This is a genomic window from Lysobacter sp. 22409, assembly GCF_052045105.1.
Taxonomy (GTDB): domain Bacteria; phylum Pseudomonadota; class Gammaproteobacteria; order Xanthomonadales; family Xanthomonadaceae; genus Lysobacter; species Lysobacter antibioticus_B.
This window is the reverse complement of record NZ_JBQEOE010000066.1, coordinates 1-18192: the sequence shown is the minus strand read 5'-3', so window position 1 is coordinate 18192 and position 18192 is coordinate 1. Positions and strand designations below refer to the sequence as shown.

Sequence of the window (18192 nt, the reverse complement as noted above, 5' to 3'; positions counted from 1 at the left end):
TTCATACGGGACATCCCTGTCCCGATGAAAAACGGCCTGCATCCATGCAGGCCGCCCTCCGGGTCTTCGATTGCCTTCGCTAGTGCCAACCTGCGCACAGCAACGGCAACGGCCAAGGCCGGAGCTACGGCACGACGCAAGGGACCGCGCCAGCTTGGAACCCTGCGGTCGCGGCTTGTGACCGAAGGAAATCCAGCAGGACGCCGCTCCTACCCAGCGATAGTTCGTGGTTTCAATCGGCGAAGAAGGCGTTGCGGAATCAGCGCATCCCGCAGTCGCGGCTCACGCCGCTCCTACAGGGGCTCCGACCAGTACCGCCGCATCCCCAATCCGTAACGCGACGCACTGTTCCGCCCACGCGCGCCCGATCATCGCCCACCGCTAACGCCATTTGCGCGACCATCGACGGGCTCGGGCTCCGCCGCCCGATACGGAGTCCCGCATGACCAAGGCGTCCGATCTGTTCGTCGCCGCGCTCGAGGCCGAAGGCGTCGAGTACGTGTTCGGTATCCCCGGCGAGGAAAATCTCGATCTGCTCGAATCGCTGCGCACCTCGAGCATCCAGTTGGTCTTGACCCGCCACGAACAGGCCGCCGGCTTCATGGCCGCCACCTACGGCCGGCTCACCGGCAAGGCCGGGGTCTGCCTGTCCACCCTCGGGCCGGGTGCGACCAACCTGGTCACGGCCGCCGCGTACGCCCAGCTCGGCGCCATGCCGATGCTGATGATCACCGGCCAGAAGCCGATCAAGACCAGCAAGCAAGGCCATTTCCAGATCGTCGACGTGGTCGACACGATGCGTCCGCTGACCAAGTACACGCGCCAGATCGTCGCCGCCGACAGCATCCCGGCACGGGTGCGCGAAGCCTTCCGCCGCGCCGAAGAAGAACGCCCCGGCGCCGTGCATCTGGAGCTGCCGCAGGACATCGCCGGCGACCCGACTCAGGCGCGCCTGATACCGGCCTCGTTCTCGCGACGTCCGGTGGCCGAGGACAAGGCCATCGAACGCGCGGCCGAAGCCATCGCCCAGGCCCGCCACCCGATCCTCATGATCGGCGCCGGCGCCAATCGCAAGACCACCGCCAAGACTCTGCACGCGTTCGTCGCCCAGCTCGGCATCCCCTACTTCACCACCCAGATGGGCAAGGGCGTGCTCGACGAGAACGGCCCGCTGTGGCTCGGCAATGCCGCGCTGTCGGACCACGATTTCGTCCACCGCGCCATCGATGCCGCCGACTGCATCGTCAACATCGGCCACGACGTCATCGAGAAGCCGCCGTTCTTCATGCGCGAAGGCCGGCGCACGGTGATCCACGTCAACTACGCCAGCGCCGAGGTCGATGCGGTGTATTTCCCGCAGATCGAAGTGGTCGGCGACATCGCCCACTCGGTCTGGCGCTTATCGGAGGCGCTGCAGCCGCAGGCGCATTGGGACTTCTCGTTCTTCGACCGCGTGCGCAGCGCGTTGTCGCAGCAACTGCTCGACCGCAGCGAAGACGACCGTTTCCCGTTGGCGCCGCAGCGCCTGGTCGCCGAAGTGCGCGCCGCGCTGTCGCCGCGCGACGTGGTCTGCCTCGACAACGGCCTGTACAAGCTGTGGTTCGCACGCAACTACCGCTGCGCCGAGCCCAATACTTTATTGCTCGACAATGCCCTGGCGACAATGGGAGCGGGCTTGCCGTCGGCGATCGCCGCGCGCATCGTCTGTCCGGACCGCAAGGTCGTCGCGGTCTGCGGCGACGGCGGTTTCATGATGAATTCGCAGGAGTTGGAGACCGCGGTGCGGCTGGGCCTGGACATCACCGTGCTGGTGCTGCGCGACGACGCCTACGGCATGATCAAGTGGAAGCAGGCCCACGAACGCTATCCGAGCTTCGGCATGGACCTCGGCAATCCCGACTTCGTCGCCTATGCCCGCAGCTACGGCGCACGCGGCCATCGCCCCGAGTCCAGCGATGCCTTCGCTCCCTTGCTGCGGCAGGCCCTCGACACGCCGGGTATCGACCTGATCGAAGTGCCGATCGACTACCGCGACGACGACCGTATCCTCAACGAAGACATTCCGCGCCTCGCCGCCGCCGTGCAGTGACGCGGCGCAGCGCCCCACTTACGACCCAGGAGCATTCCATGGCCCGATCGCCGAAACCGTCCGAGCGCGGCAAAGCCGCCAAACCCGCGAAGCCGGGCAAGGGGTTGAAACCGAGCTATCCCTACTACCTGGCCAACCGCCCGGTCGCCGCCAATACCGCGCTGGAAGTGCTCGACAAGTACAGCGGCAAGCGCGCGACCCGGGTCGCGATGGCCGACGCCGCGGCGGTGCGCAAGGCGATCGTCGCCGCGCACAAGGCGCGCGAAGCGATGGCGGCGTTCACCCCCGATCGCCGCCGCGACGTGCTCGAACACTGCGTGCGCCGCTTCAGCGAGCGCTTCGAGGAACTCGCCTTGGCGTTGTGCATCGAGGCCGGCAAGCCCATTCGCGATGCCCGCGGCGAAGTCACGCGCCTGATCGATACCTTCCGCATCGCCGCCGGCGAAGCCACCCGCAGCGGCGGCGAACTCATCGAGCTGCAGATCTCCGAGCGCACCCGCGGTTATCGCGGCATGGTCAAGCGCGTGCCGATCGGGCCGTGCAGCTTCATCACCCCGTTCAACTTCCCGCTCAACCTGGTCGCGCACAAGGTCGCCCCGGCAATCGCCGCCGGCTGCCCCTTCGTGCTCAAGCCGGCGATCAAGACCCCGGTCGGCGCGCTGATCATCGCCGAGGTGCTGGCCGAGACCGACCTGCCGGAAGGCGCGTTCTCGGTGCTGTGTTGCTCGAACGAAGACGCCTCGCTGTTGGTCGAGGACGAGCGCATCAAGTTGCTGAGCTTCACCGGTGGCCTGATCGGCTGGGACCTCAAGGCGCGCTCGGGCAAGAAGAAAGTCACCCTCGAACTCGGCGGCAACGCGGCCTGCATCGTCGACGCCGACCCGGGCGCGAGCCTGGACCACGTGGTCGAGCGACTGGTGTTCGGCGCCTACTACCAGAGCGGGCAGAGCTGCATCAGCGTGCAGCGCATCTACGCCCATGCCGATATCTACGACAAGCTGCGCAAGAAGCTCAAGGCCGCCATCGCCGCCCTGCGCATGGGCGACCCGCGCGACGAGCAGACCTTCATCGGTCCGGTCGTCGACGTCGATGCCGCCAAGCGCATCGAATCCTGGATCGACGCCGCGGTCAAGGGCGGCGCCAAGCGTATCGTCGCCGGCCCGCGCGACGGCAACATGATCCCGGCGACCTTGCTGGAGAAGGTTCCGCGCAACTCGGACCTGTACCGCAAGGAGGCGTTCGGGCCGGTGGCGTTCATCGAGCCCTTCGACGATTTCGACAAGGTCCTGAACACCGTCAACGACAGCGATTTCGGCCTGCAGGCCGGCGTGTTCACCGGCCGCCTCGACCATGCGATGAAGGCCTGGGACCGTCTCGACGTCGGCGGCGTCATCGTCGGCGACGTGCCGAGCTTCCGCGTCGACAACATGCCCTACGGCGGGGTCAAGGATTCCGGCCTCGGCCGCGAAGGCGTGCGCTATGCAATCGAGGACATGAGCGAGCAGCGGCTGTTGGTGATCCGCGATCCAACCGAAGCGATGTAACCCCGGAACTCCCCGAAGCCAGGCCCCTCCCGCTTAGCGGCCGGGGCCGGCTCACCCGCCCGACAACGCCCTAACCTCGCGTTCGGGCCGAGCCGGGTCGGGGGCAAGCACCGCCCTCCCCCCGCAAAAAATTTCCGCAGGCTCAACCCCTCGGCCATCGATGGTCCGTTCCACTTCCCAGGTCCACACACCAGGGAAGCCGCCATGAACGTCCGAGCCACGCCGCAGTCGTCGTCGAACCTCCGCTCCACCCGTCCCCTCACTGCGGCCCTGCTGACCGCGCTGGCTTTCTCGATCGCCGGCTGCCAGGCTCCCGGCGAGCTGGCGCAGTCGCGCGACAAGAGCGAAGGCGACACCCTCGTCGCCGAAGTCGCCCCTCACGATGACACCGCGGCAGCGGCCGATGCCGCCGCCAGCGCCGCGGCGGCTCCTGCGGCACCACCGGCGCCGCTCGCCGAAGCCGCCAAACCGATTCGTGCCGATGCTCGCGCCAAGGGCGCGGCCGAGCAATCGCGAGGCCAGGTATACGCAGAAGCCAAGGCCATGCCGGCCGGTAACGCCGCAGCACAAAGCGCGAGCCTCGACCGCATCGAGGTCACCGGCAGCCGTATCGGACCGGCCCCGCGCATGCTCAAGCGCAGTCAGTTCGCGCAGATGGCGGCTCCGTCCGTGCTCGCGCCGCCGGCACCCCCGCCGCCGCCGATGCACCAGGCCAGCGTCGACACAGAAAAATACGCCGAGCGCGACGACAACCCGGTGCAGCGCACCAGCGAACAACCGCTGTCGACGTTCTCGATCGACGTCGACACCGGCAGCTATGCCAACGTCCGCCGCATGCTCAGCGACGGCCAGCGCCCTCCGGCCGATGCGGTGCGCGCGGAAGAATTCATCAACTACTTCGACTACGGCCACGCCGCGCCGGCCTCGCTGGCCACGCCGTTCCGGGTCAGCACCGAGCTCGCGCCGGCGCCGTGGAATGCCCAACGCCAGTTGCTGATGATCGGCATCAAGGGCTTCGACGTGCCGAAAAAGACCCTGCCGCCGGCCAATCTGGTGTTCCTGATCGACACCTCCGGTTCGATGGACTCGCCCGACAAGCTGCCGTTGCTGAAAAGCTCGTTCTCGATGCTGGCCAAACAACTGCGCGCGCAGGACCGCATCTCGATCGTGGTCTATGCCGGCTCGGCCGGCCTGGTGTTGCCGCCGACCCCGGGCGACCGCAAGGAGGAGATTCTCGCCGCGCTGGATCGTCTGCAGGCCGGCGGCAGCACCAACGGCGGCGACGGCATCCGCCTGGCTTATGCGATGGCCAAGCAGGCCTACGTCGGCAACGGCGTCAACCGGGTGATCCTCGCCACCGACGGCGATTTCAACGTCGGCACGGTCGACAACAACGCCCTGGAAACCCTGGTCGCCGACCAGCGCAAGAGCGGCATCGCCCTGACCACGCTGGGCTTCGGCCGCGGCAACTACAACGACGAACTGGCGGAGAAACTCGCCGACGTCGGCGACGGCAATCATGCCTACATCGACACCCTGCAGGAAGCGCGCAAGGTGTTGGTCGAGGAAATGGGTTCGACCCTCATGACCATCGCCCGCGACGTCAAGATCCAGATCGAGTTCAACCCGGCCCTGGTCGCGGAGTACCGCCTGATCGGCTACGAAAACCGTCTGCTCAAGCGCGAGGACTTCGCCAACGACAAGGTCGACGCCGGCGATATCGGTGCCGGCCACGAGGTCACTGCACTGTACGAACTTACCCCGGTCGGCTCCAGCGCGATGCGCCTGCCCGCGCTGCGCTACACCGACAGCGCGCCGGCGGTCGGCCAGGGCGGCGAAATCGCCAACCTCAAGCTGCGCTACAAGCGCCCGGGCGAAGACCGCAGCCAGCTGATCGAAACGCCGATCCGCCGCTCCAGTCTGCGCATGGTCGCGAGCGAGCCGATGCGCATGGCGGCCTCGGTCGCGGCCTTCGCCGACACCTTGCGCGGCGGCAGCCAGTACGACGGCTGGGGCTGGGACCAGATCATCGCCACCGCCCGCGGCCTCAAGCTCGACGACCGCTCGGGCCAGCGCGCCGAGTTCATCGGCCTGGTCGAACGCGCCAAGGTGCAGATCGGCGAGATCGGCCGGGTCGGCCCGGTCGCAGGCGTGGCGGTCAGCGAATGAGGGTCGAGGCCGCCTTCGCGGCGGCCGCTTCGACCCGGTCGGAGCCGATCGGGTCGACCTCTGCAGGCAGTGCCTCATCGGCGCCGAGTTCGATCAGACCCGATCCGTCCGCCAGTGCAGCCACCGCGTCCGATCCGAGCAGGCCCGCGCTATAGCTTTCGGCGATGCTCGCCGCGCTGCGGATGTGTTCGCCGGGATGGCCGAACAGATAGCCCTGGCCGTAGGTGCAGCCCAGCTCACGCAACGCCGTGCGCTGGGCTTCGGTCTCCACGCCCTCGCCGATGGTGTGGATGCCGAGGGTGCCGGCCAGCGCCTGGATCGCGCGCACCACCGCCACGCTTTCCGGACGCGATTCGCCGACCAAGCCCGCGACGAAACTCTGGTCGATCTTCAGACACTCGATCGGGAACCGGTGCAAGTACGACAACGCCGAGAACCCCGTGCCGAAATCGTCCAACTGCGCCAGCACCCCGTGATTGCGCAGGATCCGCAGCATCCGCAACGCGCGCGGCACGTCGTCGAGCAGGGCGACCTCGGTGATCTCGATGCGCAAGCGGCGCGGATCGGCGCCGGCCTCGTCGATCATCCGCAACAGCCGGTCGGCGAAATCGCCGGAACGGAAATGCCGCGGCGAGACGTTGACCGAGATGTAGCCATCGCCGCCGCGCGCCAGTTCGGTGACCACGCGGCCGTAAAGGATCCAGTCGGCCTCTTCGATCAGGCCGCTGTCCTCGCCCAGGCCGATGAATTCGCGCGGCAGCAACAGGCCGCGTTTCTCGTGGCGCCAGCGCAGCAGCGCTTCGTGGCCGATCAGGCCGTGATCGTCGAGGCGCACGATCGGTTGGTAATAAGCGATGAAGGCATCGCCGTTGATCGCGCGGCGCAGGTCGGCTTCCAGGTCGAGGATGCGCATCGCCTGTTCGCGCATCTCCTCGTCGAACACCGCGCAGCGGCCGCGGCCGGCGCCCTTGGCGCGGTACATCGCCGCATCGGCGTCGCGCAGCAGTTCGATGCCGTTGCGATAACGCGGGTGCCACATGGCGATGCCGATGCTGGCCGACGGAAACACTTCGCGCCCGGCCACCCAGCACGGCTCGCCCAGCGTGCGCAGCACGCGCGAGGCCAGGTCTTCGGCGACGCCGAGCCCGTCGATGTTCTCGATCAGGATCGCGAACTCGTCGCCGCCCAGACGCGCCACGGTGTCGTTGCTGCGCACGGTCGAGACGATGCGGCGGCTGCTTTCGACCAACAGCTCGTCGCCGGCCGAGTGGCCGACGCTGTCGTTGACCAGCTTGAACCGGTCCAGGTCGAGGAACAGCACCGCGAACGCACGCTGCTCGCGGCGCGCGCGGGCGATCGCGTCGTCCAGGCGTTCGAGCAGTTGGCCGCGGTTCGGCAGGCCGGTCAGGGCGTCGTGCAGGGCCTGGTGGGTCAGCTTCTGTTCGGCGCGCACGCGTTCGCCGATCTGGGCGAGCAGTTCGGCGTTGGTGTGGGCCAGCTCGCGGGTGCGCGAGGCGACCCGCTGTTCGAGCTCGCCGTGCGCGGTCACCAGCCGGTCCTGGGCCTGCTTGCGCGCCAGGCCGATGCTGATGTGATGGGCGACGAAGGTCAGCAGTTCCTGGTCGCGGGCGTTGAAGCTGATCGCGCGCGAATAGCTCTGGATGGCGATCACCCCGACCACCGAGTCGTCGCGGTACAGCGGCACGCCGAGCCAGCAATGCGCGGCCGAGCCGTGGCTGCGCACTTCGCCGCGGCTGTTCAGCTCGGCGATGCGGTGGCGGTCGGCCAGCAGCGGCCGGCCTTGGCGGATCACGTACTCGGTCAGGCCGCCGGCAAGCTGGCGGCTCTCGCGGATCATGTCGCGCTCGTCGATCGAGTACGGGAACTGCAGGCGGTCGCCGTCGTCCGACAGCAGCGCGATGTAGAAATTGCGCGCGTACAGCAGCTCGCTGACCACGTCGTGGACTTGCGAATAGAAGCGGCCGAGGGTGTCGGAGGTGATGGTCAGCTCGGCGATGCGGAACAGCGCGCGCTGCAGGCGTTCCGAGCGCTGGCGCTCGATGATCTCGGCCTGCAGGTCGCGGTTGCTGAGCTGCAATGCATAGGTGCGCTCGGCGACGTGGCGTTCGAGCTCCTCGCGCGCGCCGAAACGGTCGAGCGCGGTCAGGATGTGCTGGGCCACGAACGACAACAAGGCCCGGTCTTCCTCGCCGTAGCTGCCGGCGCTCTCGTAGTTCTGCACCACGATCGCGCCGCAGACGCGTTCGTCGCGGCGCATCGGCACGCCGAGCCAGTCGGCGCTGTCGGGGCCGTGATACTCGTCGGGCGGCACGCCGAGCAGGTCGCGCAACGCCGCCGAACTGCCCTGCAGCGGCTCGCCGTGGCGCAGCAGCGCCAGGGTCAGGCTGGTCGGCATCTCGTCGCCGCGGATCACCCGCTGCGGATCGGCCACGTAAGGATCGTTGCGGTCGGCGAAATACAGAAAGCGCATCGTGTCGGCGACGTCGTCGTAGAGCACGATGTAGAAATTCTCGGCGTACATCAGGCCGCAGACCACGCCGTGGATGCGGCTGAGCAGGTCGGTCATCTCCAGCCCGGAGCCGGCCAGGTCGGCGATGCCGTACAGCGCCTGCTGCAGGCGTTCGGATTTTTCCAGGGCCTCGGCGCGTGCGTGGGCGCGCACCGCCGACAGATCGGCGGCGACGATACGCCGCGCCATCGCCAGCCAGGCGGCGCGCAACGGCGTCGGCAGGGCCTGCGGCAAGCAGGCGACGATCGCCGCGCGGCTGCCGTCCTCCAGCCACCAGGCCGCCTCGATGCGGTCGCCGCCGCAATCGTCGGAAGCGCCCACCGCAGGCGGATCGCGTTCGAGCAAGGCGCCGGCATCGGCGCGCAAGGGCGCGTCGACACCGGGGGTGAACGATTCGGACAGGCGGCCGTAGGCCGAGCGCCAGCAGACCACCACCAGGGAGCCGACCGGCAGAGCCTCCTGCAACGCACAGGCGAGCGCCTCGCCCGCGGACGACCTATCGCTCACCGTTGCCCCTGGTAATACGTCACTGTGCACCGCATCGCCGCCTTCTGCGCAAGGCGCAGGATAACGCGAGCTTTACAGGATCGGCAGACGGCAACCCCACCGGGGCTCCCGGACCGTTGTTCCGAACATGCAACTGGCCCTCCCATCGCCGCTATACGACGTCTCTCCCGTGCGCAACCGCTTCCCGTCTGCGTCGCCAGGCCGTACCCTGCCGCGGATGAATTCCGGTGCGGACGCTAGCGATGACGTGCTGATGCTGGCCTGGACGGGCGGCGACGCCGCTGCGTTCGAGGTCCTGTATTCGCGTCACCGCGGCCCTTTGTACCGTTTCTTGCTGCGTCAGATCCGTGATTCGGCGCTCGCTGACGAGTTCTTCCAGGACGTCTGGCAGCGCGTGATCGCCGCGCGCGAGGGCTGGAAGCCCGATGCGGCGTTCAGCACCTGGCTGTTCCGGATCGCCCACAACCGCCTGAACGACTACTGGCGCGGCCTCAAGCACCGCCCGCCGGCGCCTGCCGACGGCGACGAGCGCGCCGCCCGAGTCGCCGACCCGACCACGCCCGAGCGCGAACTGTCCGAGTTCGAACAGCGCCGCCGCCTGCAGCGGGCGATCGAGGAATTGCCCGAGGAGCAGCGCGAAGTGGTGCTGCTGCGCCTGGAACAGGAATTGAGCCTGGAGGACATCGGCGCCATCACGGGGGCCGGCAGGGAAACGGTGAAGTCCAGACTGCGCTACGCGATGGACAAGTTGCGCGCGAGGTTGACCGAATGAACCGCCGTCACGACGCCCCCGATCCGCTGTCGCCCGAGGAACGCGAGCTGGCCGAGCGCCTGCTGCGCCTGGGACCGCACGACGGTCCCTCGCCGGCGCTCGACGCCAGGATCCTCGCCGCCGCCCATGCCGCCGTGGCGCAGACCCCGCGTGCGCGCAGCAAAACCCGCTGGCCGGCCTGGATCGGCGTGGCGGCCTCGCTGACGCTCGCGATCGGCGTGGCCTGGCAGTTGCGGCCGATGGACAAGGCGCTGGAGTCGGTCGGCGAAGACCAGGCCACCGCCGCCTCGGTGAGCTCGGCCGACGCCGCGGCCGATGCCAAGGCCGAATCGGCTTCGGCCGCGGCCGCCCCGGCCGCCGCCGAAGCCTCGGACTACGCCCGCGACAGCAGCGCCGGCGCGGCCGATGCCGCGGCCGCGATCGCCGTGCCCGAACCCCCGGCGCCGCCGCAGGCTCAGCCACAAATGATCGCACCGCCCCCGCCTCCGCTGGAAGCCGCCAAGCGCAGCGACGCGGCCGCCGAGGGGCGGCGCGCGGAGCAGCGCCAGCGCGTGCAGAAGCAGGCCTCGGAACGCGCCGTGGCCGAACCCGTCGACGCATTCCCGGCGCCGCCCGCGCCGGTCATGGCCGCCCCGCCGGCACCGCCCGCCCCGGCCTCAGCCCCGGTCCATACGCCGGCACCGGCCACCGTGCCCGCCGCCACCGCCCGCGATGCCGCCAAACCGCAGCTCGACCGCGAACGCCGCTACGAGCTGCGCGAGGCCGCTCCGGCCGGCGCAGCCGCCACATCGGCTGCCCAAGCCGAGGGCAAGACCGCCGCCGATCGGCACAGCAAGCCGGCGCCCGTGCTGGGCCGCGCCGCCCGCTCGGTCGCCCCTGCCCCCGCCCCTGCCGTTGCCGCCCAGTCGGCCAACGCGCCGGCGGCAGAAGCACAGGCCGTCCAGCCGGCGGCGGCCAACGACTCCAGCACGCTCGATCGGATCGAGGTCACCGGCAGCCGGATCATGCCGGATGCCGCCCAGGAAGCCCGCCTGACCCCGGCGCAATGGCTGGAGCTGATCCGCGGCTACCGCGACCGCGGCGACACCGAGCTCGCCCGCGACAGCCTGCGCCGCTTCCATCGCGCCCATCCGCAGACGCGGGTGCCGGACGACCTGCGCACCCTGCTGAAATGAGTCCGGGCCATCGGCCCGGCACCGGCGCGAGCGTCCGCCGATGACCCTCGCAACCCTTGCCGCGCGCGCCTCGTTGTCGATCGAGGTCAAGCACAGCCGCTTTCTGGCCCTCGCCGCTCCGGTGACCACGTCGGAAGCGGCGCTGGCCTTCATCGCCGAGGTCGGCGACCCGGCCGCGACCCACAACTGCTGGGCCTACCGCATCGGCGCGCAATATCGTTTCAACGACGACGGCGAACCGGCCGGCACCGCCGGGCGGCCGATCCTGGCCGCGATCGACGGCCAGGGCTACGACCAGGTCGTGGTCGTCGTCACCCGCTGGTACGGCGGCATCAAGCTCGGCGCCGGCGGCCTGGTCCGTGCCTACGGCGGTTGCGCGGCGGAGTGCCTGCGCTGCGCCGAACGCCACGAGTTGCTGCGCTACAGCGAGCTGGAGCTGGCGTTTCCGTTCGAGGACACCGGCGCCGTGCATGCCGCCTTGAGCGCCCACGGCGCCGAAAAAGACCAGGAACGCTACAGCGCCGAAGGCGTGCGCATGCTCATCCGCCTGCCCGAATCGCAGGTCGACGCCTTGAAAGCGCAGCTTCGCGACGCCACACGTAATCGCGTGCGCCTCGAAGAACCCGGCCGCGCCCCCTCCCCATGAACGCCTCCCGATGACAGATTCCAGCGCCGGCCGTCCGGTCGACTCACGCCGCGACGACCGCAAGGCCCCGATCGGCAGTCTGCGGACCTTGTGGCCGTTCGTGCGCAAGCACAGCCGCCTGTTCGTGGCTTGGCTGTTCGCCCTGGGCGCGTCCAGCGCCGCCACCCTGAGCCTGCCGGTCGCATTCAAGACCATGATCGACCAGGGCTTCGCCCAGAGCTCCGCGGGTGGCGGCAGCAGCGCGATCGACCGCGCCTTCCTGTTGCTGTTCCTGGTCGCCATCGCTCTGGCCTTCGCCACCGCGATCCGCTTCTATTTCGTCTCGGTGCTGGGCGAGCGCGTAGTCGCCGACTTGCGCGAGAAGCTCTACAGCCACCTGATCGCGCTCGATGCCGGTTTCCACGACCGCAACCGCAGCGGCGAGCTGGTCTCGCGCCTCACCGCCGACGCCGAACTGCTGCGCAGCGTGGTCGGTTCGAGCATGTCGGTCGCCTTGCGCAGCACGGTCACCGTGATCGGCAGCCTCGGCATGCTGTTCTGGACCAGCCCGCGCCTGGCCGTGTTCGCCCTGATCGGCATTCCGCTGGCGGTGCTGCCCATCGTCATCGGCGGACGCAAGCTGCAGAAGATCTCGCGCGCCAGCCAGGACCGCGTCGCCGACGCCAACACCCTGGCCAGCGAAACCCTCGGCGCCGTGCGCACGGTCCAGGCGCATGCGCGCGAGCCGTACGAGCAAGGCCGTTTCAGCCAGTCGCTGCAGATCGCGGTAAAAACCGCGCGCCAGCGCATCAGCGCCCAGGCCTGGGTCACCGCGATCGCCATCACCCTGGTGTTCGGCGCGATCACCCTGGTGCTGTGGTCGGGCGCGCACGACGTCGTCGCCGGGCGCATGAGCGCCGGCACGCTCGGCCAGTTCGTGCTCTATGCCCTGATCGGCGGCGGTTCGATCGGCGCCCTCGCCGAGGTCTGGAACGACCTGCAGCGCGCCGCTGGCGGCATGGGCCGGATCAGCGAACTGCTCAACGAATCCAGCGCGGTGCGCGCGCCGGCGCATCCGAAAGTGCTGCCGAAGCCGCTGCACGGCGAACTGGTCTTCGAGCATGTCGGCTTCCACTACCCGCTGCGCCCCGACCTGCCCGCGCTGGAGGATTTCAGCCTGCGCGTGCGTCCGGGCGAGACCGTGGCCCTGGTCGGCCCCTCCGGCGCCGGCAAGAGCACCGTGTTCTCGATCCTGTTGCGCTTCCACGACCCGCAGCAGGGTGCGGTCAAAGTCGACGGCGTCGACGTGCGCGAGCTCGACCCGGCCGCGTTGCGCGAGGCCATCGCCTTGGTGCCGCAGCAGCCGACTATCTTCGCCACCACCGCGCGCGACAACATCCGCTACGGCCGCCTCGAAGCCAGCGACGAGGACGTCGCCCAGGCCGTGCGCGCCGCGCATGCCGCCGATTTCATCGAGGCCCTGCCCGACAAACTGGCGACCGAACTCGGCGAACGCGGCGCGCGCCTGTCCGGCGGCCAACAGCAACGCATCGCCATCGCCCGCGCCCTGCTCAAGGACGCGCCGATCCTGCTGCTCGACGAAGCCACCAGCGCGCTCGATGCGCAGAGCGAACGCGCCGTGCAGCAGGCCCTGGAAACGCTGATGGAAGGCCGCACCACCCTGGTCATCGCCCATCGCCTGGCGACCGTGCTCAAGGCCGACCGCATCGTGGTCATGGACCGCGGCCGCATCGTCGCCGAAGGCACCCACGCGCAGTTGCTCGCCGAAGGCGGCCTGTACGCCGAGCTGGCGAAACTGCAGTTCCTGGATTGAGCGGGGAGCTGAGTACGGAAAAGTGAGAAGTGAGAAGCGAGCGAAGGCAGATACCGCCGACGCCCGTGCTCTCCTCACTCCTCACTTCTAACTCCTCGTTTCTAACTCCCCGTTCCTAGCTACTCGTTCCTAGCTACTCGTCCCCGGTCAGCTGCGCACCAGGGTCAGGCCGTACTGGCTGAGGATCGGGCCGAGCCGCTCGAACAGGCTGCTGCGCTGCGAGGCCGGAATGCCGCAGTTGTTGCCGTTGGCCTGCACGTTGCCGCCCGACATCACGCCCTGCGCCTGGCCGGCGCTGGTGATCCAGGAACCGCCCGAATCGCCGCGGCCCATGCAGGCGTTGCCCTGGGTCAGGCCGCGCACTGCGCCTTCGGCGTAGTTGGCGGTGACGTTCTTGGCGGTGATGGTGCCGCAGCGATAGCCGGTGGTGCGGCCGGAACGGCACACCGCCGCGCCGATCGCCGCTTCGGTGCTGCCACGCACCGCGACGGTGCCGCCGCTGTAGTTGCTGACCGCCCCCTGCAAGCTGTGGGTGCTGCCGACGCTGACCCAGGCCCGGTCGTTGCCCGGGAACACGCGAGCGGCGAAGGAGCCGACCTGCACGCCGCCGACGCGGGCGATGGCGCCGACCGTGCCGCAATGGCCGGCGGTCACATAGCCCTTGGTGGTGCCGCGCGTGACCGAGAAGCCGACCGAACACAGCGAGGCGTTGTTGATCGAATACTCGATGCCGCCGAGGATGGTCGCGGTGGTCTGCAACGTGCCCGGCATTTCCTCGATGCGCACCATGCCGCTGTCGGCGCCGCTGAGGGCGACGAAATCGACGCCGCGCTCGGTCGCGCCCTGGTCGACCTTGACCACCACGCTGTTGCTGGTCTGGTCGACGTACCAGCTCTGGACGCCGCTCAGCGGCTTGCTGATGCCCTTCACTCGCGCCTGCGAACTGGCGTCGAGCAGATCCATCGAGTTCTGCAACTGCTTCAGGCTATGGCGCACCGTGCGCACTTCAACGCCGGGAATGCGCGAGGCCTTGCGTGCGCCCGAAGTCGCGGCGACGTACTTGAAGCTGCCGTCCTCGTTGCGCTCGATCCAACTGCCGGCGAAGTTGCCGCCAAGCTCGCGTTCGACCGCGGCCGCCTGGGTCTGCGCGAGGCGTTCGGTGGCCAGGTACTGGCCGAGCTGCGACGGGAACACGCCGAGGTCGCGCTGCATCGCGAACTTCAGTTCGGGACTCACTTCGTCGGCCGCCAGCGCCGCGCCGCAGGACAATGCGGCCACCGCCGTCATCATCGAGAACAAAGACACACGCGCCAGGCCGGCGCGCTTGCCGGATTTCGATACGGACATGTTGAAGAACTCCTTAGGGATGGAATCTGACATGGCTCGGATGAGGTCAGTCGTGAGGACCTCGTGTCGCCATCGCATGGACGGCGGACCCACCATCGGGACAACACTCGCGTGGCGTTCGATGCGTATCGAGACGACGGGAGCAGACAGATAAGGAGATGCCGGGCGCGCGCACAAGCCGCCGGCGAGGCCCCGTCACATCGGTATTCCGAGGCGCGTCACAAGAACGCGCATGCGATGTTGAGGCTGAACGAATCCACGCCTGATCACGCCGGACGATGCGCATACGAATGTTGCCGCACATCCTTGCGACGCTGCAGTGCAACAGGGGTATCGCGAGAGCGCTGCTGCGATTATGTCCGGCGATGCGCGAACCTCGATGCGCATCGCGAGCGACGCGCTCGCATTCATCGAGCGCTCGACGATCGACGCTTACCGATGCGTCAACCGGCGCGTCTGGCCTCGCCGATCAACCAAAGCGTAAACAGGCACAAGACGACCAGTGTCGCCCCGCGTCCGAGCCAGAACAGCGCAAACGAAAAATCCGAACCGTGGGCCGGCGGCGGTACCGCGGCCAGCGCCAGCAGCGCCAGCGCCTGGGATTTACGTGAACCACGCATGGTTGCACCTCCCGCTGCGGCCTGGAATGGCCGACCGGGCGACCATACACCCATCCGGGGAAAACCGCCGTCATCGCCGGTTCGCTGCGACGGACGGCGCATTCAGGGATGTCGTCGCGCAGGCTAAGGATCGATCCGTATCGGCGTGCCGTTCGGCACCAGGCTCCAGACCTCCTCGATCTGCTCGTTGCTCAGTGCGATGCAACCGTCAGTCCAATCGCGCCGGTATCCGGGCGGCGTGCCGCCATGAATCATGATGTCGCCGCCCGGATCGACGCCGCGCGCACGCGCCTGCTTGCGATCGGCCTCGTTCGGATACGACACGCGCAGGGACAGATGAAAGCGGCTGTTCGGATTGCGCCCGCTGATGCGGTAAGCGCCTTCGGGCGTGCGCTCGTCGCCCTGCTGGCGCTTGTGCCCGCTCGGCGCATCGCCGAGCAGAATCGAATAGGTGCGGATGAGCTTGCCGTCGCGCAGCAAGCGCATGCGCCGCTCCGACTTGTCGACGACGATGCTGTCGGCGCGTTGCGAAGCCGGGGCCATCGCCGGCGGCGTGCGCGCCCAGGCCGGCGCGCAAAGCACGGCGGCGGCGAACAGACCGATGCGCATCGCCCTCATGCCGGCAGCACTCGCTGCAGGACGAGGTCGAAGTCCAATCCTTCAGGCAAGGTGCCGAAAGCCAGGCCATGCTGCCCGCCAAGCCGGCTCGCGCAGAATGCCGGCGCCAGCGGACTGCCGGCGCGCAACAAGGTGGCCGCCTGCAGCGCAAGAGCGAGGCGCTCGGTCCAAACCCGCGCCTGCGCCTCCGCCACTGGCGTTTGCCCGCTCAGAACCGCGCGCAATGGGTCGAGCTGGGCGTCGAATGCGACGTCGCGGCCGACGGCCGATTCGAGCTCGGCCAGCAAGGCCGCAGCGGTCTGCGGCTCGCGTGCGAGCGCACGCAGCACGTCGAGGCATTGGATGTTGCCGCTGCCCTCCCAGATCGAATTCAACGGTGCCTGCCGGTACAGACGCGGCAAGACCGATTCCTCGACATAGCCCGCGCCGCCCAGGCACTCCTGTGCTTCGTTGACGAAGGCCGGCGCGCGCTTGCAGATCCAGTACTTACCGATCGCGGTGGCGATGCGCGCGAACGCCTGCTCGCGGGCATCGCCGCCAGCACGGTCGACCGCGCCGGCGACCCGGATCGCGAACTGGATCGCGGCCTCGGCCTCGAGCGCGAGATCGGCCAGGACGTTGCGCATCAACGCGTGATCGAGCAGCGGCTTGCCGAAGCTGCGCCGATGGCGGGCGTGATGCATAGCCTGCGCCAGGGCCATGCGCATTTCGCCGGCCGAGCCGAGCATGCAGTCCAGGCGGGTCAGCATCACCATCTCGATGATCGTCGCCACGCCGCGGCCTTCATCGCCGATGCGTTGCGCCCAGGCGCCCTGGAATTCGACTTCGGACGATGCGTTCGACCAGTCGCCGAGTTTGTCCTTGAGCCGCATCAACCGCAGCGCGTTCTTGCCGCCGTGCGGATGCCAGCGCGGCATCAGGAAGCAACTCAGCCCACCCGGCGCCCGCGCCAGCACGAGGAAGCCGTCGGACATAGGCGCCGAGAAAAACCATTTGTGGCCGACCAGTTCGTACTCGTCCCCCGACACGGGCGTAGCGACAGTCTGGTTGGCGCGCACGTCCGAGCCCCCCTGTTTCTCGGTCATGCCCATGCCGAGGGTCAGGCCGGCCTTGTCGCCGAAACCGACATCGCGCCCGTCGTAGCTCGGCGCGGCGGCCTTGCGCGCCCACTCGGCCAGCGCCGGCGCGTGACGCAGCACCGGCGCGGCGGCGTGGGTCATGGTCAGCGGACAACTGGTGCCCGGTTCGACCTGGTGATGCAGATAACTCAGTGCCGCGCGCGCGACATGCGAGCCCGGACGCGGATCGTGCCAGGACAGGCCCGCCACCCCGTGTTCGATCGCGGCACGCATGATCGCGTGGTAATTCGGATGGAACTCGACCAGATCGATGCGATGGCCCAGGGCATCGTGGCTGCGCAGACGCGGCTTGTCGCGGTGCGCATCGAAACTGAGGCGGTAGATCTCGTCGCCGGCGAGCGCGCCGTAGCGTGCCAGCGCCTCGGCATGGCTGTCGCCGCCTTCGCGGCTTACCGCTTCGCGCAGGGCGACGTCGTCGCGCCACAGATCGCGCGGAGCGAACGGCGGCGGTTGATTCTCGACCCGATGGGTCGCGAACGGGGGCAGCGTGTCCATGGCGGCGACTCTCCCTTGGGTTTGTCTGGATTCTAGTGGGGTCTGGCCTGCGTGGCTCGCCGGGTCCAGGAAACGGGGGCGGGCCGATCTGCGGCACGGTGGCCGCAACCGGAGGCCCTTGCTCGTTCTGGCGCTGCAGTACGCCAGCGCTCCGACGCACTTGGCGCTTCGCGCTTTCAGGGTAGGAGCGGCGCCCTACTGGATTTCCTTCGGTCACAAGCCGCGACCACGGGCTTCCAAGCTGGCGCGGTCCCTTACCTTGTGCCGTAGCTTCGGCCTTAGCCTTAGCCTTGGCCGTTGCCGTTGCCGTTTCCGTTGCCGTGCGCAGGTTTGCACTAGCGAAGGCTATAGAAGACCCGGAGGGCGGCCCGCATGGATGCGGGCCGTTTTTCATCGGGACAGGGATGTCCCGTATGAAAAATCCCTGCGTCGGCATCGCTCGTGCGGGCTTGTGATTCAAAGAAAAGCATTTTTCTTTGGTTACCTTTCTTTTGTTGCTTATGACAAAAGAAAGTAACCCGCCGCTATAGCGGCGGAAGCTTTTGGCGTTTGATCCTGATCCTGATCCTGATCTTGCTTGAGCGATGCGCCGCGAGACCGAAACAGCGCGGTCGCGACTTGCGTCGCTCCTACCCTGGCGAAAGTGCGCCGCTTCGATGAGGAACGCCCGCCCTGCTGGCTCAGCGCGTCCCTGCGGTCGCGACTTGCGTCGCTCCTACCCTGGAGCT

General features: G+C 68.6%; 12 protein-coding genes. 7 read left to right on the top strand and 5 right to left on the bottom strand.

Translation table 11 applies throughout. From position 1 onward, the window contains the following. Positions 1 to 442 precede the first annotated feature (442 nt). The 3 genes from ACTJJK_RS21950 to ACTJJK_RS21940 all read left to right on the top strand — a co-directional run bounded on the left by ACTJJK_RS21950 (position 443) and on the right by ACTJJK_RS21940 (position 5802). Entirely contained in the window at positions 443 to 2089 is a 1647-nt protein-coding gene (locus ACTJJK_RS21950) for an acetolactate synthase large subunit (protein ID WP_440731252.1), read from the top strand. A gap of 38 nt (positions 2090 to 2127) precedes the next feature. Further along, positions 2128 to 3633 (top strand): aldehyde dehydrogenase family protein, encoded by a 1506-nt coding sequence (locus tag ACTJJK_RS21945; protein WP_081931266.1) that lies wholly within the window; start codon positions 2128 to 2130, stop codon positions 3631 to 3633. A 204-nt stretch (positions 3634 to 3837) separates the two neighbouring features. After that, positions 3838 to 5802 (top strand): vWA domain-containing protein, encoded by a 1965-nt coding sequence (locus tag ACTJJK_RS21940; protein ID WP_440731251.1) that lies wholly within the window; start codon positions 3838 to 3840, stop codon positions 5800 to 5802. On the opposite strand, the gene ACTJJK_RS21935 is transcribed toward ACTJJK_RS21940, so the two are convergent. Next, positions 5792 to 8839, bottom strand: a complete 3048-nt coding sequence (locus ACTJJK_RS21935; RefSeq protein ID WP_440731250.1) for an EAL domain-containing protein — start codon at positions 8837 to 8839, stop codon at positions 5792 to 5794. The genes ACTJJK_RS21940 and ACTJJK_RS21935 overlap by 11 nt on opposite strands. Positions 8840 to 9056: 217 nt before the next feature. Between ACTJJK_RS21935 and ACTJJK_RS21930 the strand changes: the two genes are divergently transcribed. From ACTJJK_RS21930 to ACTJJK_RS21915, 4 genes are read left to right on the top strand one after another with little or no spacing between them, the layout of a single operon-like run. Continuing rightward, positions 9057 to 9611 (top strand): RNA polymerase sigma factor, encoded by a 555-nt coding sequence (locus ACTJJK_RS21930; protein ID WP_036149572.1) that lies wholly within the window; start codon positions 9057 to 9059, stop codon positions 9609 to 9611. Next, on the top strand, positions 9608 to 10786 hold the full coding sequence (locus tag ACTJJK_RS21925; protein ID WP_031373718.1) for a hypothetical protein: 1179 nt from the start codon (positions 9608 to 9610) through the stop codon (positions 10784 to 10786). The genes ACTJJK_RS21930 and ACTJJK_RS21925 overlap by 4 nt, the downstream gene beginning before the upstream one ends. Before the next feature lie 40 nt (positions 10787 to 10826). Then, positions 10827 to 11432 carry an IMPACT family protein gene (locus ACTJJK_RS21920; protein WP_031373717.1) on the top strand — a complete coding sequence of 202 codons (606 nt, stop codon included), beginning with the start codon at positions 10827 to 10829 and terminating at the stop codon, positions 11430 to 11432. Positions 11433 to 11442: 10 nt separating this feature from the next. Further along, a complete protein-coding gene (locus ACTJJK_RS21915; protein ID WP_031373716.1) occupies positions 11443 to 13245 on the top strand; it encodes an ABC transporter transmembrane domain-containing protein in 1803 nt (600 codons plus the stop codon). Positions 13246 to 13392: 147 nt separating this feature from the next. On the opposite strand, the gene ACTJJK_RS21910 is transcribed toward ACTJJK_RS21915, so the two are convergent. From ACTJJK_RS21910 to ACTJJK_RS21895, 4 genes are all read right to left on the bottom strand, one after another. Beyond that, on the bottom strand, positions 13393 to 14592 hold the full coding sequence (locus ACTJJK_RS21910; RefSeq protein ID WP_051885340.1) for a S1 family peptidase: 1200 nt from the start codon (positions 14590 to 14592) through the stop codon (positions 13393 to 13395). Positions 14593 to 15035: 443 nt separating this feature from the next. Next, entirely contained in the window at positions 15036 to 15212 is a 177-nt protein-coding gene (locus tag ACTJJK_RS21905) for a hypothetical protein (protein WP_223621698.1), read from the bottom strand. A gap of 123 nt (positions 15213 to 15335) precedes the next feature. Next, positions 15336 to 15830: a L,D-transpeptidase family protein gene (locus ACTJJK_RS21900; RefSeq protein ID WP_081931258.1), complete on the bottom strand. Its 495-nt coding sequence runs from the start codon at positions 15828 to 15830 to the stop codon at positions 15336 to 15338. Next, the gene (locus ACTJJK_RS21895) at positions 15827 to 17464 is read right to left on the bottom strand and encodes an acyl-CoA dehydrogenase family protein (protein WP_440731249.1); all 1638 of its coding nucleotides are present in this window, start codon (positions 17462 to 17464) and stop codon (positions 15827 to 15829) included. Before ACTJJK_RS21895 ends, ACTJJK_RS21900 begins: the two co-directional genes overlap by 4 nt. Positions 17465 to 18192 lie beyond the last annotated feature (728 nt).

What these genes read in the sequence shown, in the direction of transcription:
- ACTJJK_RS21900 (WP_081931258.1), bottom strand. Translation starts at nt 15,830, where the DNA reads ATGAGGGCGATGCGCATCGGTCTGTTCGCCGCCGCCGTGCTTTGCGCG.
- ACTJJK_RS21930 (WP_036149572.1), top strand. Translation starts at nt 9,057, where the DNA reads ATGAATTCCGGTGCGGACGCTAGCGATGACGTGCTGATGCTGGCCTGG.
- ACTJJK_RS21915 (WP_031373716.1), top strand. Translation starts at nt 11,443, where the DNA reads ATGACAGATTCCAGCGCCGGCCGTCCGGTCGACTCACGCCGCGACGAC.
- ACTJJK_RS21940 (WP_440731251.1), top strand. Translation starts at nt 3,838, where the DNA reads ATGAACGTCCGAGCCACGCCGCAGTCGTCGTCGAACCTCCGCTCCACC.
- ACTJJK_RS21895 (WP_440731249.1), bottom strand. Translation starts at nt 17,464, where the DNA reads ATGGACACGCTGCCCCCGTTCGCGACCCATCGGGTCGAGAATCAACCG.
- ACTJJK_RS21920 (WP_031373717.1), top strand. Translation starts at nt 10,827, where the DNA reads ATGACCCTCGCAACCCTTGCCGCGCGCGCCTCGTTGTCGATCGAGGTC.
- ACTJJK_RS21905 (WP_223621698.1), bottom strand. Translation starts at nt 15,212, where the DNA reads ATGCGTGGTTCACGTAAATCCCAGGCGCTGGCGCTGCTGGCGCTGGCC.
- ACTJJK_RS21925 (WP_031373718.1), top strand. Translation starts at nt 9,608, where the DNA reads ATGAACCGCCGTCACGACGCCCCCGATCCGCTGTCGCCCGAGGAACGC.
- ACTJJK_RS21950 (WP_440731252.1), top strand. Translation starts at nt 443, where the DNA reads ATGACCAAGGCGTCCGATCTGTTCGTCGCCGCGCTCGAGGCCGAAGGC.
- ACTJJK_RS21910 (WP_051885340.1), bottom strand. Translation starts at nt 14,592, where the DNA reads ATGTCCGTATCGAAATCCGGCAAGCGCGCCGGCCTGGCGCGTGTGTCT.
- ACTJJK_RS21945 (WP_081931266.1), top strand. Translation starts at nt 2,128, where the DNA reads ATGGCCCGATCGCCGAAACCGTCCGAGCGCGGCAAAGCCGCCAAACCC.